The organism is Streptomyces sp. Ag109_O5-10 (assembly GCF_900105755.1).
GTDB lineage: Bacteria > Actinomycetota > Actinomycetes > Streptomycetales > Streptomycetaceae > Streptomyces.
Window position 1 is genome coordinate 882,232 of the sequence record NZ_FNTQ01000001.1, and the last position, 14,283, is coordinate 896,514.

Consider the following 14,283-nt stretch of genomic DNA (forward strand, 5'->3'; position numbering starts at 1 on the left):
TGGGGGCAGGCCGGATGGGGCAGACTGCGCGCGTGAGCGTCTTCACGTGGACCGCCGCCGTGTCCCTGGCCGCCTGGCTGTGGCTGCTGCTCTGCCAGGGCTTCTTCTGGCGCACCGACGTCCGGCTGCCGCCCCGGCGGGAACCCGCCGAGTGGCCGGACGTGTGCGTGGTCGTCCCGGCCCGGGACGAGGCCGCCGTACTGCCCCTGAGTCTGCCGTCACTGCTGGCGCAGGACTATCCGGGGCGGGCGGAGGTGTTCCTGGTCGACGACGGCAGTACGGACGGAACCGGGGAACTCGCCCGGGAGCTGGCCGCGCACCACGGCGGGCTGCCGCTGACGGTGACCTCGCCCGGTGAGCCGCCGGCGGGCTGGACGGGCAAGCTGTGGGCGGTCCGGCACGGCATCACGCTGGCACGCGCGCGTGGCCCCGAGTACCTGCTGCTGACGGACGCCGACATCGCGCACGAGCAGGACAGCCTGCGGCTGCTGGTGGCGGCCGCCCGCACCGGCGGCTTCGACGTCGTCTCGCAGATGGCCCGGCTGCGGGTGGCGAGTCTGTGGGAACGGCTCGTGGTGCCCGCCTTCGTCTACTTCTTCGCGCAGCTCTACCCGTTCCGCCGGATCGGCCGGAAGGCGTCGCGCACGGCGGCAGCGGCGGGCGGCTGCGTCCTGCTGCGCGCCGACACCGCGGAGCGGGCGCGCATCCCCGACACCATCCGGCACGCCGTGATCGACGACGTGGCGCTCGCCCGCGCGGTGAAGGGCGTCGGAGGGCACGTCTGGCTGGGGCTCACGGACCGGGTGGACAGCGTGCGCCCCTATCCGCGCCTGCACGACCTGTGGCGGATGGTCTCCCGCAGCGCGTACGCGCAGCTTCGCCACAATCCGCTGCTGCTCCTCGGTACGGTCGCCGGTCTCGCGCTGGTCTACCTGGTGCCGCCGGCGGCGGTACTGGCGGGGGCGGCCACCGGCAGCACGCCGACGGTGCTCGCCGGCGCCACGGCCTGGCTGGTGATGACCGCGACGTACCTGCCGATGCTCCGTTACTACCGGCAGCCGCCGTGGCTCGCTCCGCTGCTGCCGTTCACCGCGTTCCTCTATCTCCTCATGACGGTCGACTCGGCGGTGCAGCACTACCGGGGTCGCGGGGCGTCCTGGAAGGGCCGCACGTACGCGCGCCCCGACGCCGTCACCGACAAGGGCTGACCGCCCGCGGGTCACTTGCGGCCGGGCGTCCAGTTCATGCCCCAGCCGTAGGCGCGGTCGACGGTGCGCTGCGGGCTCACCCCCCGCTCCGGGACCAGGTAGCGGGCCTCGCGCTGCACGACGAGGTCGCCGCCGGTGTTGGTGAGCAGCGCGAGCGCGCACACGGTCGAGGGAACCGTGCACTCGTCCAGGGAGAAGTCGACCGGGGCGCCGTGCTGGGGCTGGAGGGTGACCGTGGCGTGCAGGTCGGCGAAGGACGTGGCGCCCTGGTAGATCGTCACGAAGACCAGGATGCGGCGGAAGTCCTGTCTGTGATCGAGGTTGACGGTGAGGTTCTCGCCGCTGGACAGGGCGCCGGTGCGGTCGTCGCCGTCCAGGTGGATGTACGGGGGCCGGTTCACGGAGCCGAAGGCGTTCCCCAGCGCCTGGACGACGCCCTTGCGGCCGTCGGCGAGCTCGTACAGGGCGCACAGGTCGAGGTCGAGGTCGCCCGCCCCGCCGTGCCGGCCGCCCCAGCCCGGGAGCTGTTTGCGGACCTGCCAGTTGAGGTTGACCCGCAGCGCGCCCGAGGTGCCGCCCTGCTTGGCCAGCGACACGGAGGGGGCCGCCTTGGTGAGCGTCACCTTGGACAGCCGTACCGGTGCGGTCGGCGGGGCGACCGGGGCCGGCGGGGCTGGGGCCGGGGCTGGGGCCGGCGGGGCGACCGGAGGCGAGGCCGGCGGCGCCCCCTGCGGCACGGGCGGCTGCGCCGGGTGCTGCGGCTCGTCCACCGTGATCCCGAAGTCGGTGGCGAGCCCCTCGAGCCCGCTGCTGTATCCCTGCCCCACCGCACGGAACTTCCAGCCGCCCTGGCGGCGGTACAACTCACCGAGCACGAAAGCGGTTTCCACCGTGGCACCCGTGCTGTCGAACCGGGCGGCCACACTTCCGTCGGCCGCGTTCCGGACCTCGACGTAGAGGCCGGGGACCTGCCCAAACGTTCCGCCGTCGGCCGAGGCCGCGAGGACGATCCGCTCGACCGGGGTCTCCACGCGCGCGAGGTCGACGAGAAGGGTGTCGGTGACCAGGTCGCCGGAGCGCCGCTTGCCCTCGTGCCGGACCGCGCCCGAGGCGTGCGCGGGCTGGTTGTAGAAGACGAAGTCACCGTCGAAGCGCACTTTTCCTGCGACCAGCAGCAGCGCCGAGGCGTCAGCGTCGGGGACACCCGGGCCGGAGCGCCAGCCCATTTCGACCCGCAGTGCCGTGGTCGGCACCGGCGTATTCGATCCTTTCGACATTGACATGTCCGCCCCCATCATGTGTCGGCCCGCCGGGCACGCCCCGGCCGCCCCAGGTCATCCCTACCCTCACAACCTATTCCCGGGGGCAGGGATCTCCCATGAGCGGCACAGGAAGACCCCCTGTCCAACCGCCGGTAACCGGCTCGGAACTCGGCCATTACACGATCCAAACGCTGATTGCCGTCCTTTTTTGCCGAGTTCGCTCGGATTGGGGATCCAGCGTCACTGCCGACACGGAAAACAACCCTCTTATCGGTCTCCCCAACCAGCACATCGTGGGCTTAACTTATGTGCCATGACCTCCCCCCGCTCCACCTATGGCGGCGGCTACTACTCCGCCTCCTTCCCGGACACTCCGATCTACGACTCGCTGGTGGCCGAACGGGGCACCCCTCAGATCGCCCCGATCCGGGTTCCTCCCGCCTACGACGCGCCCAGCAGCTTCAGCAACCTGCCCGCGCTGCCGTCGGCACTGCCCGCCCTTCCGGCCGGTCCCTCCCAGCCGGCCCCGGGTTACGGCTACCCGCAGCAGATGCAGCAGCCCGCTCCGCTGCAGCAGGCGCCCACGGCGTACATCCCCCAGCAGGCGACGGGACCGCGCGGCTACCCCGCGCAGCAGCCGCAGCCGCCCCGTCCGATGATGGGCGGCACGGGTTACGAGGCGATGCGCCCGGCGGCGCCGCGCCCTCCGCAGCCGGCTCCGTACCAGGACCCGTACAACAACCAGCAACAGCAGCAGTACCGCGGCTACTGACCGGCATCCCCTAATGTCCGTGCCACCTGGCACGATGGCGTCATGGGGATGGCGGAACTGCAGTCGATCCACGTTCACCCGGTCAAGTCGCTCCGGGGCTTCTCGCCCCGGGAGGCCGTCGTGGAGCCCTGGGGGCTGGCCGGTGACCGACGCTGGGTTCTGATCGACGACGGGGGAAAGGTCGTCACCCAGCGCGTACAGCCGCGCCTCGCGCTCGCCGCTGCCGAGCCGTTGCCCGGCGGCGGCGTACGCCTGTCCGCGCCCGGACTCCCGCCCCTGACCGTGCCGGTCCCGGAGCCGGGAGGCACGGTGCCGGTGGACATCTTCGGCACGCGGGTGGAGGCGGTCCTCGCGGCGAAGGCCGCCCACGCGTGGTGCGGCGCGTACCTGGAGGCCGACGTCCGCCTCGCCCACATGGACGACCCCGCGAGCCGCCGCCCGATCGACCCGGACCACGCGCTGCCGGGCGAGACCGTCAGCTTCGCCGACGGCTATCCCCTGCTGCTCACCACGCAGGCCTCGCTGGACGCCCTCAACTCCCTGATCGCGCGGGGCGAGTACCCCGACGAGGGCCCGCTGCCCATGAACCGGTTCCGGCCGAACGTGGTCGTGCGGTCCGCCCAGGCCTGGGCGGAGGACGACTGGAACCGGATCGCCATCGGCGAGGTCGAGTTCCGGGTAGCCAAGATGTGCGGACGGTGCGTCGTGACCACCACCGACCAGGTCACCGCCGAGCGCGGCCGGGAGCCACTGCGGACGCTGGCACGCCACCGCCGTTTCGGCAGCCGGCTGGTCTTCGGCCAGAACCTGGTACCGCGCTCCCCCGGCACGATCCGGGTGGGGGACCCGGTCCGGGTCCTCGGCTGACTTTTGGTCCTGGCGGCGGACGTCCGCGGCCCGGGCCACCCGCGCGCCGCATTCGACCGTCCGCCGGTCCGACCGCACCACCTTGACCGTGCTCCGTCCTCGTCCCCTCCACCGGGCGATCTCCGTCTCCCGGCGGGAACCCGGGGCCACGGCCCGGTCGTTGGAGGTCGTGAGAAGTTCATGAGAGTCCCTGCCGGGGGTGACTTCGCTCTCTCTTCGGCCAGGGGCCCGGGTGAACGGACCGGACGGGGGTTATCACGGAGCGGGAAGGGGGTGGTGGTCGGTGCGAGCGATCCGCGGCCTGTGGCGCTGGCGGCACAATCCGCTGCGCCGGACGACCGACCTCGCCGAGGCATGGGTGGCCCTGGCGGCACTGGTGCTGATCGTGGTGGCCGCGCCGGTGCTCGGCTCGTTCGTCGGGGCCGCCGCCCAGTCCAGCCTCCAGCGGTCGGTCCGGCAGCAGCAGCACGACCGGCACCTCGTCCTGGCCACGGTGGTGCGCAAGCTGGGCGGCGCCCCGGTGGAACCCGACCCCGACGCCACCAGCGCCCACGACCCCCGCAGCCGCGTCCTCGCCGACTGGACCGCGCCGGACGGCACCCGGCAGCACGGCCCGGTCCTGACGACCCTCAAATCCCCGCACAGGGGCGACCACTTCGACGTCTGGACCGACCAGCAGGGGGTCATCACCGCCCGCCCGCTGGACGCCGTGACGGCGACGACGCACGCCGTGCTGGCCGGGTTCGGCGCGGCCCTGCTGACCGCGGGGCTGGTCGACGGCATCAGACGGATGATCGTCTGGCGTATGGTCCGTCGCAGGTACGCACGGTGGGACCAGGCCTGGGACCGGGCCGGCCCGGACTGGGGCAAGGCCGGGACGGGCAGCTGACGGCCTTTCCGTCTCTGGTCAACCCACCACCCCGGCGCACGCTACGGTGGACCGGCCGAAGCGCATTCGGCATCGACCCGCGCGCGAGCGGACCGCAGGGGCCGGGCACCGTCCGCGGTGCGGCCCGCAGGGCGAGCGAGCGATCTGTACGACGAGGTGGGGGCACGGCAACGCCATGGCACAGGGCACGGTCCAGGTGACGCACACCGGCACATCGCGGTGGCGGCGCCGCACGGGTGAGTACGCGTCGCTCGCCGCCGCCCTGGAGGCCGCCGCCGACGGCGACGTCCTCACGGTCGCGCCCGGCACCTACCGGGAGAACCTCGTCGTCCAGCGGGCGGTGACACTGCGCGGGCCCGAGGGCTCGCCCGGTTCGGTGCGCATCGCCCCCGTGGACGGGGTCCCGCTCACCGTGCGCGCCTCGGCGGTCGTCCAGGACCTGCATGTCGAGGGTCAGGACGCCGCCGCGCCCGCGCTGCTGGTCGAGGAGGGCACCCCCGAACTGCTGGACGTGCGGATCGTCACCCGGTCCGCCGCCGGGATCGAGGTGCGCGGCGGCGCCCGGCCGACGGTTCGGCGGTGCACCGTGGACAACCCGGCGGGCATCGGCATCGCCGTACTCGACGGCGGCGGCGGGGTGTTCGAGGAGTGCGAGATCGTGGCGGCGGGCCAGGCGGGTGTGGCGGTCCGCGGCGGCGGCCGCCCGCGGCTCGACCGCTGCCGGGTGCACCACGCCTCGGGCGCCGGCCTGACCGCGACCGGAGAGAACTCCGCGCTGGAAGCGGTGGGTTGCGAGATCTACGAGGTGCGAGGCTCCGGCGTGCAGGTCACCGCGCGGGCGACGGCGCACCTCACCGACTGCGATGTGCACCGCACCACCGCCGACGGGGTCACCCTCGACACGGACGCGGTGCTCACCCTCGCCGACTGCCGCATCCACGACATCCCGGAGAACGCGGTCGACCTGCGCTCGCGGTCGGTGCTGACGCTGACCCGGACGACCGTGCGTCAGTTCGGGCGCAACGGGCTGTCGGTGTGGGACCCGGGCACCCGCGTGGACGCGAACCAGTGCGAGATCTTCGACAGCACGGGCGACTATCCGGCGGTGTGGGTCAGCGACGGCGCCACCGTGGTCCTGGACTCCTGCCGGGTGCACGACGTGCCGGACGCCCTGTTCGTGCTGGACCGCGGCTCCCGCGCGGACGTCGTCGACAGCGACCTCTCCCAGGTGCGCAACACGGCGGTGTCGGTGAGCGACGGCGCCATCGCGCAGCTCGACGACTGCCGGATCCGGGACGCGGCCACCGGCGCCTGGTTCCGCGACCACGGCAGCGGCGGCACCCTCAGCAACTGCACGGTGGACGGCACCCAGACCGGCGTGATCGTCACCAAGGGCGCCGACCCCACCATCGAGCGCTGCACGGTCGACTCCCCGGCCGAGGCGGGTTTCTACGTGTCGGCGGGCGGTCGCGGCACCTTCCAGAACTGCCGGGTCACCGGCAGCGGCGGCTACGGCTTCCACGTGATCGACGGCTGCCGTACGACGCTGCGCAGGTGCCGTACGGAGCGGTGCGCGCGCGGGGGCTACGAGTTCGCGGACGGCGGTCCGGACGCCGGGTCGGGCGGCGGCCCGCTGGTGGAGGACTGCACCAGCGACGAGAGCGGCGGCCTGCGCCCGCCCGCGGCGCGCGAGACGGTCGTGCAGACCTCGCACCAGTCGACCGGCCTGCTGGGCGCGATCCCCGGCCAGCGCAGCACCGAGCAGGAACCGCTCCTCGCCCCCGCCGCGGCCCAGGAGCCGGCCCGGACCTCGAAGGCCGTGCTCGGTGAGCTCGACGCGCTGGTGGGCCTGGACAGCGTCAAGCGCGAGGTGCGTGCGCTGACCGACATGATCGAGGTCGGCCGGCGCCGCCAGCGGGCCGGGCTGAAGGCCGCCTCGGTCAAGCGGCACCTGGTGTTCACGGGCTCCCCCGGTACCGGCAAGACGACGGTCGCCCGCCTCTACGGGGAGATCCTCGCCTCCCTCGGGGTGCTGGAGAAGGGCCATCTGGTCGAGGTGTCCCGCGTCGACCTGGTCGGCGAGCACATCGGCTCCACGGCGATCCGCACCCAGGAGGCGTTCCAGCGGGCCCACGGCGGGGTGCTGTTCATCGACGAGGCGTACGCGCTGTCGCCGGAGGACGCGGGGCGGGACTTCGGCAAGGAGGCCATCGACACGCTGGTGAAGCTGATGGAGGACCACCGGGACGCCGTGGTGGTGATCGTCGCGGGTTACACCGAGGAGATGGAGCGCTTCCTTTCGGTCAACCCCGGTGTGGCGTCGCGTTTCTCCCGGACCATCACCTTCAGCGACTACGGCCCGGACGAGTTGCTGCGGATCGTGGAGCAGCAGGCCGACGAGCACGAGTACCGGCTGGCTCCGGGTGCCTCGGACGCGTTGCTGAAGTACTTCACGGTGCTCCCGAAGGGCCCCGCCTTCGGCAACGGCCGTACCGCCCGGCAGACCTTCGAGGCGATGGTGGAGCGGCACGCGAGCCGGGTCGCCCAGCTCGCCGACCCGACCACCGACGACCTCACGCTGCTGTACCCGGAGGACCTGCCCGAACTCGGCTGATCAGCGGCCCGGTTGCGCCCGCTGTTCGGGCAGCTCCGGGCGCAGCCGGGCCAGCAGCCGCCGCCGTTCCTCGGCGAAGGCCGGGTCCGCCTGGTAGTCGGAGTGGCCCAGGATCGGCGCCGGGAGCGGGTACCCGGGGGTGCGGCCGTAGGCGAGGGGGTCCTTCAGGGGCGGGTGGTCGACCTCGGGGCCGTCGGCCTCGGGGATCCGGACCGGGCCGCCGATCGGGTCGGTGAGACGGTAGAGGTTGCGCCAGCAGGCGACCTCGCGGTGCAGGGAGCCGAGTTCGGCGGGGCCGAAGTGGGCCGGGAACCAGCGGCCGTACAGCCGCTCCAGCGGTGAGCCGTACGTCAGCAGGGCGACCCGGCCGCGGACCGACGGGGTCAGTTGCCAGGCGGCCGCGGCGGCGAGGACGCTGCCCTGGGAGTGCCCGGAGATGACCAGCCGGCCGCCGGTGCGGCGGGTCCAGGTGGCCATCCGCCAGGTCAGGTCGGGGACGGCACGCTCGGCGTAGCAGGGTGGGGCGAAGGGGTGGGCGGCGCGCGGCCAGAAGGTGCCGACGTCCCAGAGGATGCCGATGGTGCGCCGCGCGGAGGCGTCCTTGTAGGCGCGCCGGCCCCAGGTGACGAAGAGTATGAAGCCGAGCCCGACCAGCCAGGAGCCGAGCGCCTGCGAGGTCTGGGCCGCGCCGTGCACCAGGGGGTACGTCCGGTCGGCCGCCGTGTCCGGGGTCTTTCCGGTGGCCAGTGCGCCCACCAGCGCCCCGGCGCCCAGCACCAGCGTGGCGGCGCACAGCACGGTCATCACGTACGGCGCCCGGTCGGTGAGCCCGGCCCTGGCCCGGACCCGGGCGATACGGCGGCTGCGGGCCGAGTCCTCCGGCTCCCCGGGGTGTCCGAGGGCGACGGCGGCACGCTCCGTGCGGCCGAGCCGCGAGGTGTGCCAGGACAGCCGGGCGACCGCGGCGAGCAGCACCACGAGTACCGGCGGGATCACCGACGCCTGCCAGGTCAGCAGTACCGGCGGTCCGGGAATGGAAGTGCCGGTGCCGTCCAGCCAGTCGGAGAACCGCTGGGCGACCCCGCCCGAGATCACCCCGCCGAGCGCACAGGCGAGCAGCGCGACCGCGGGCCCGCCGAGGCCGCGCATCGCGGCGCGCGCGTCGGGCAGCCGGCGGTGCAGGTCGTGGGCGACGGCGGCGAGGACGATCACCAGCGCGCCCTGGGACAGGGCCAGACCGCCGAAGGCGGTGTCCCCGGCGAGCCGCCCCGCGGAGTGCCACCCCGGCCGGGACCAGCCGGCGTACAGCGCCGCGAGCACCAGCAGGGCGAGCGCGCCGAGCGGCAGGCGTCGTACGAGGTGCCGGTCGAGTTCCTGGTCGACGAGGTTCTCGCTGCGGCCCCGGCGGCACACCACCCACACCACGGCGAAGGCCCCGGCGACGAGCGCACCGGTCAGCAGCCACCCGGTCGTGTCCAGTACGGCGGCCCCGCCCGGCCCGCGGTCGAAGGCCGCCGCCGGTGCGAGGACCGCGGCGGCGACGGTGAGCAGGCCCGCCGCGGTGTGCGCGGCACGCAGCCGGGCGACCAGTCGGCGCCCGTACCAGAAGCCGGGGCTGCCGAGGGAAGTGTGGCCGGGCTCCGGGTCGTTGGCCATGGGCCGGGTGGACTCGTAGGCGCTCCAGGTGCGGTGGGAGAGGTACCAGAGCAGGCCGGTCAGGGCGGTGGGGACCAGGGCCGCCAGGGCGAGCCTGCGTCCGGGGGCGCTCCACCAGCCGCCGTCGGAGCCGGCCGGTGACAGGAAACCGAGCCAGGTGTGCCGGCGGGCGCAGGCCGTGACGCCCGCGCACTGTCAGGCGGCGAGGTCCAGGGCGACCTCGCAGGCGGCGGCCGTCAGTAACACCGTGAGGGTGAGCCCGGCGAGCCGGACCACCAGGCCGTAGAAGCGCACGGTGCGCGGCCGGTCCTCGGCGGCGGGGCGCATCCAGTGGGCGAGGTTGACCACCATGAACGGCAGAAGCAGCAGCCACAGTGCGCGGGAGGCGTTGCCCGAGGTGAGGTTGCACCAGACGTACGCCTCGGGCACGGTGCGGTCGCGGTAGTCGCCGGGCCGGGACTCGGCGTCGACGTCCTCGGCGCGCCGGAAGACGGCGGCGGTGTCGTCGCCGGTGATCCGCACCGTGCGCGGGTCGTCGAGCATCTTCCCGGGCGTGGTGCCGCCGACCCCGTGGACCAGGAGCTCCAGGTCGATCTCCGGTGCGGCCGGCGGGCCGGCCGGGCCGGGCTTCGCGGTCGTGGGCCGCCCGGCGGGGTCGCCGCCGGTGGCGATGTCCTGCGCGCGTTCCACTCTTCTCGCACTTCCCCCGTGACGCACCGATGGTCTGTGTCCGTGCGGGTCCCAGGATCGCCGATTCCGGTGTGACGCACACCACTCGTCACGGAATCTCCCCGTGGTGCGTGACGCCCAGTGCGACACATGGTGTCCACATGACATGTGTGCGCGGACACAGGGAGTGGCGCAACCTGCGCGGTCCCGTGAAAGGATGGGGCGCCCGTGCACCGGAGCCGGACGGAATGTCCTGGTCGGGGCCGGTACGCGGGGCGTGTCGGACGGCTTGAGGCGAGAGGACCGGAGCGTACGTGAGTGAGAACCAGAACCTCCTCGCGGAGCAGCGCCGCGCCCTGATCCTGGACGAGGTCCGGCGCCGGGGCGGCGTACGCGTCAACGAACTGACCCGCAAGCTCGGTGTGTCGGACATGACGGTCCGCCGGGACCTGGACGCGCTGGCCCGCCAGGGTGTGCTGGAGAAGGTGCACGGCGGTGCGGTGCCGGTGGTCGAGGCGAGCACGCACGAGCCGGGTTTCGAGGCCAAGTCGGGGCTGGAGCTGACCGCCAAGGAGGACATCGCCCGGGCCGCCGCCGAACTGGTCGTGCCGGGTGCGGCGATCGCCCTGTCCGGCGGTACGACGACGTACGCGCTGGCGCATCACCTCCTGGAGGTCCCCGACCTGACCGTGGTGACGAACTCGGTGCGGGTCGCGGACGTCTTCCACGCCGCCCAGCGCGTCGCCGGGCAGCGCCAGGGCGCGGCGACGGTGGTCCTGACCGGCGGGGTGCGCACCCCGTCCGACTCCCTCGTGGGACCGGTGGCCGACCAGGCGATCGCGGCGCTCCACTTCGACCTGCTCTTCCTCGGCGTGCACGGCATATCGACCGAGGCCGGCCTCTCCACACCGAACCTCGCGGAGGCGGAGACCAACCGCCGCCTGGTGCAGTCGGCCCGGCGGGTCGTGGTGGTCGCCGACCACACCAAGTGGGGCACGGTGGGCCTGAGTTCGTTCGCCAAGCTGGAGCAGGTCGACACGCTGGTCACGGACGCGGGGCTGCCCTCCGACGCGCGTGCGGAGATCTCGGAGCATCTGCGCCGGCTGGTGGTGGCGGGCGAGGCGGAGGCCTGATCGCGCCGGCGGTACAGACATCTGACGGCCCGCCAGTTATCGTGGCCGAGCCGGTCAACCGCCTTTCCGGTCAAGGGGGTTCTCTTCCATGGCACGCCGTCTGCGCCCCGTGGGGCTCGACTTCGTCGAGACCGCGCCCGTACGCCTGGTCTTCGCGCAGGAGATGTCCGCACCGCCCGGGCGGGTCTTTCACGCGCTCAACGACGACGTACCGGGCTGGGCGGAGTGGTTCGACGCGGTGACCCACGCCGAGTCGGTCGACGACGGTGCCGGGCGCGACATCCGGCTCAAGGGCGGCGGGCGGTTCCGGGAGACGGTCATCGCGGCCAAGGAGGCGGAGGTGTACGCCTACCGGGTGGACCTGACCAACGCGCCCGGCGCGCACGCCATCGCGGAGGAGTGGCGGCTCGTCCCGTCCGGCGGCGGCACCCGCGTGCAGTGGACCTTCGCCGTGGACGGCACGGCACCGTTCCGTCTCGTGGTCAGGGCGGCACGTGCCGGGCTCGGCCGGGCGTTCCGGGGCGCGGTCGTCGAACTGGACCGGCGCCTGTCCGGGTAGTGCCTCAGCCGGGCCAGACCCCCGTCTCCAGCAGCGAGTCGATCGCCGCCGCGTACGGCGCGACGTCCAGGCCCTGTTCGGCGAGCCAGGCGTCCGAGTAGTACTTGTCGAGGTACCGGTCCCCCGGGTCGCACAGCAGGGTAACCACGCTGCCCTGCCGTCCCTCGGCCACCAATTCGGCGACGATCTTCAGCGCACTCCACAGCCCGGTCCCGGTCGACCCGCCGGCCTTCCGCCCGATCGCGCGCTCCAGGGCCCGCACCGCGGCCACGCTCGCCGCGTCCGGCACCTTCATCATGCGGTCGACGGCCCCCGGTACGAAGCTCGGCTCCATCCGTGGGCGCCCGATGCCCTCGATGCGGGACCCACAGTCGCAGGTGACGTCCGGATCGCCGGTGGTCCAGCCGTCGAAGAAGCAGGAGTTTTCGGGGTCGGCGACACAGATCCGGGTGTCGCGCTGGGTGTAGTGGACGTAGCGCGCGAGCGTCGCGGACGTGCCCCCGGTGCCCGCCGTGGCGACGATCCAGGCCGGTTCCGGGAACCGCTCCAACTCCAGCTGGCGGAAGATGGATTCGGCGATGTTGTTGTTGCCGCGCCAGTCCGTGGCCCGTTCGGCGTAGGTGAACTGGTCCATGTAGTGGCCGCCGGTCTCCACCGCCAGGCGCGCGGACTCCTCGTACATCTTCCGGGAGTCGTCCACGAAGTGGCACTGGCCGCCGTGGAATTCGATGAGCCGGCACTTCTCGGCGCTGGTGGTGCGCGGCATGACGGCGATGAAGGGCACGCCGATGAGCTTGGCGAAATACGCCTCGGAGACGGCCGTCGAGCCGCTGGACGCCTCGATCACCGGGCGGTCCGGCCGGATCCAGCCATTGCACACGCCGTACAGGAAGAGCGAGCGGGCCAGCCGGTGCTTGAGACTTCCCGTCGGGTGCGTCGACTCGTCCTTGAGGTAGAGGTCGATGCCCCAGGCCTCGGGCAGCGGGAAGCGCAGCAGGTGCGTGTCCGCCGAGCGGTTCGCGTCCGCCTGGACCTTGCGGACGGCCTCTTTGAGCCAGTCGCGGTAGACGGCGTCGCTGCGGTCGACGTCGAGGGTGGCGCCGGGCCGGATCTGCGGGGTGGTGCTCACGGCGGGACTCCTTACGCTTCGCGCCGACGGCGCCCGAACGCAGCCGACGCACCGATCATAGACACCTTCCGCACGCCCCTCACCTGCATAAACGCATCTTTGAGCGCCTCAAAGGCACCCCTGGGGGACAGCGCCGGACAGTGGCGCGAACCCTTCGGGGGCGCACGGCGGCGAATGCTCCGAGCGCCCCCCGTCCGGTGCCCCGTGCGCACTGGTGCTCCACGCCGGAGGCGGGCAGACTGCCACCGGACGGGACGAACGTCCCGAACGGGGGCGCACACTGGACCACGAAACGAGCCGGAGCGCGCCGGACCGGGGCCACAAGCCTGCGGACGGCGGCCGACGTACTCGAAAAGGGGCGGGGCAGGATGGCGGAGCCGGAGTTCACGGCGACGGGCGTGCGGATCGACAAGCGGCTGCGTTCGCTCACCCGGGCCGGGCAGGTCCGGATAAGGGACGGCAGGCTGCAGTTGCTCACGAGCTACGGCAGCGAGATCGACAGCGCGCCCGTCCAGGCGGTACGGGCCTCGAAGCCGTGGTTCGCGTCGGAGGACCGGGCCCTGGCCGACCTCAACGGCCAGCGCTACTCACTCACCCTCGGTGACCACGACCCGGCGCCGGGCGAGCCGGGACCGCCGGCCGCGCGCCGCTTCATCGAGGCGGTACGGCGGGCCGCGGGGCGTGATCACTGAACCGCACCGACCTGCGGGCGTGACCGCCGGACCACGGCGAGTTGCGGGACCGAACGCACTGGGTCACGCTTGTCTCACGTCACTCTGGGTTTACCGGCGATAACGCTTCGAAGCAGTCCGCCGGCCACGACAGCAGGCGGCCCCATGGACGGCGGCGCGCTGCTGGATCCGTTCTCCGTGTTCTTCCGGACCTCACGTCGGGGAGTCGCAGTCGTGATCAAACACCCAAGCAGACACTGCTCGGTGGAGCTCCAAGCCTTGCCGTCGCGGATCGGTCAGGTCCGCAGAATCGTATCTGCACAGTTGCGCTACTGGCATCTGGACCCGTTGATCGACCGGGCCGCGCTCGGTGTGACGGAGTTGCTCACCAACGTCCACCGGCACGCCCGGACCGACAAGAACTGCACCGTGGAGATCGAGCTCCAGCTCGACCGCCTCACGGTCTCGGTCCGCGACCACGATCCGCGCCTTCCGGTGGTCGAGGACGGCACGGAGATCGCGCCGATGGCCACCTGCGGGCGAGGCCTCGCGATGGTGGCCGCGGTCAGTGAGAGCTGGGGGGTACGCCCGCACGACGACGGCAAGGTCGTGTGGTTCACCCTGCCGGCACCGACGGCCACCCCGAGGGCCGCCGCCCGCCCGCAGCACCGCGCCGCCGAACCGGCACCCCACCGGATCGTCGAGCCGGAACCCGCGGCCTCCCCCGCACCCGCCGTCGCGTCCGCCCCCGTCGGCGCCGCCGCCCCCGCGCCCGCCCACGCGGTCGCCGCGGTCCCCGGTGCCGCACACACTCCCGCCCGCTCGGCTGTCGCCAGTTGAGCGGGCGGTGAGCC

Annotated in this window: 11 protein-coding genes and 1 pseudogene; 9 read left to right on the forward strand and 3 right to left on the reverse strand. The window is 73.1% G+C overall.

From position 1 onward, the window contains the following. Positions 1 to 14: 14 nt before the first annotated feature. Positions 15 to 1,208 (forward strand): glycosyltransferase, encoded by a 1,194-nt coding sequence (locus BLW82_RS04165; protein WP_093497520.1) that lies wholly within the window; start codon positions 15 to 17, stop codon positions 1,206 to 1,208. An 11-nt stretch (positions 1,209 to 1,219) separates the two neighbouring features. On the opposite strand, the gene BLW82_RS04170 is transcribed toward BLW82_RS04165, so the two are convergent. Beyond that, a complete protein-coding gene (locus tag BLW82_RS04170; protein WP_177232828.1) occupies positions 1,220 to 2,485 on the reverse strand; it encodes a TerD family protein in 1,266 nt (421 codons plus the stop codon). Between the two features lie 298 nt (positions 2,486 to 2,783). On the opposite strand from BLW82_RS04170, the gene BLW82_RS04175 reads away from it, so the two are divergent. The 4 genes from BLW82_RS04175 (at position 2,784) to BLW82_RS04190 (ending at position 7,612) form a co-directional block, all read left to right on the forward strand. Then, positions 2,784 to 3,242 carry a DUF6643 family protein gene (locus BLW82_RS04175; protein ID WP_093497522.1) on the forward strand — a complete coding sequence of 153 codons (459 nt, stop codon included), beginning with the start codon at positions 2,784 to 2,786 and terminating at the stop codon, positions 3,240 to 3,242. A gap of 42 nt (positions 3,243 to 3,284) precedes the next feature. Continuing rightward, positions 3,285 to 4,109, forward strand: coding sequence for an MOSC domain-containing protein (locus tag BLW82_RS04180; RefSeq protein ID WP_093497523.1), 825 nt, complete (start codon positions 3,285 to 3,287; stop codon positions 4,107 to 4,109). A gap of 283 nt (positions 4,110 to 4,392) precedes the next feature. Next, on the forward strand, positions 4,393 to 4,998 hold the full coding sequence (locus BLW82_RS04185; protein ID WP_093497524.1) for an Rv1733c family protein: 606 nt from the start codon (positions 4,393 to 4,395) through the stop codon (positions 4,996 to 4,998). A gap of 175 nt (positions 4,999 to 5,173) precedes the next feature. After that, positions 5,174 to 7,612, forward strand: a complete 2,439-nt coding sequence (locus tag BLW82_RS04190; RefSeq protein ID WP_177232829.1) for a right-handed parallel beta-helix repeat-containing protein — start codon at positions 5,174 to 5,176, stop codon at positions 7,610 to 7,612. On the opposite strand, the pseudogene BLW82_RS04195 reads toward BLW82_RS04190, so the two are convergent. Then, positions 7,613 to 9,958: pseudogene (locus BLW82_RS04195) on the reverse strand (hypothetical protein). It lies immediately after the preceding gene. A gap of 293 nt (positions 9,959 to 10,251) precedes the next feature. On the opposite strand from BLW82_RS04195, the gene BLW82_RS04200 reads away from it, so the two are divergent. Beyond that, positions 10,252 to 11,070: a DeoR/GlpR family DNA-binding transcription regulator gene (locus tag BLW82_RS04200; RefSeq protein ID WP_093497525.1), complete on the forward strand. Its 819-nt coding sequence runs from the start codon at positions 10,252 to 10,254 to the stop codon at positions 11,068 to 11,070. An 88-nt stretch (positions 11,071 to 11,158) separates the two neighbouring features. Continuing rightward, positions 11,159 to 11,629 carry an SRPBCC family protein gene (locus BLW82_RS04205; protein WP_093497526.1) on the forward strand — a complete coding sequence of 157 codons (471 nt, stop codon included), beginning with the start codon at positions 11,159 to 11,161 and terminating at the stop codon, positions 11,627 to 11,629. 4 nt (positions 11,630 to 11,633) lie between these two features. On the opposite strand, the gene BLW82_RS04210 is transcribed toward BLW82_RS04205, so the two are convergent. Further along, the gene (locus BLW82_RS04210; RefSeq protein WP_093497527.1) at positions 11,634 to 12,758 is read right to left on the reverse strand and encodes an L-cysteine desulfhydrase Cds1; all 1,125 of its coding nucleotides are present in this window, start codon (positions 12,756 to 12,758) and stop codon (positions 11,634 to 11,636) included. A 368-nt stretch (positions 12,759 to 13,126) separates the two neighbouring features. On the opposite strand from BLW82_RS04210, the gene BLW82_RS04215 reads away from it, so the two are divergent. Together BLW82_RS04215 and BLW82_RS04220 are read left to right on the forward strand one after the other, a co-directional pair. Continuing rightward, positions 13,127 to 13,450, forward strand: a complete 324-nt coding sequence (locus BLW82_RS04215; RefSeq protein WP_093497528.1) for a hypothetical protein — start codon at positions 13,127 to 13,129, stop codon at positions 13,448 to 13,450. 213 nt (positions 13,451 to 13,663) lie between these two features. Further along, positions 13,664 to 14,269: an ATP-binding protein gene (locus BLW82_RS04220; protein WP_093507845.1), complete on the forward strand. Its 606-nt coding sequence runs from the start codon at positions 13,664 to 13,666 to the stop codon at positions 14,267 to 14,269. The last annotated feature ends 14 nt before the right edge of the window (positions 14,270 to 14,283 follow it).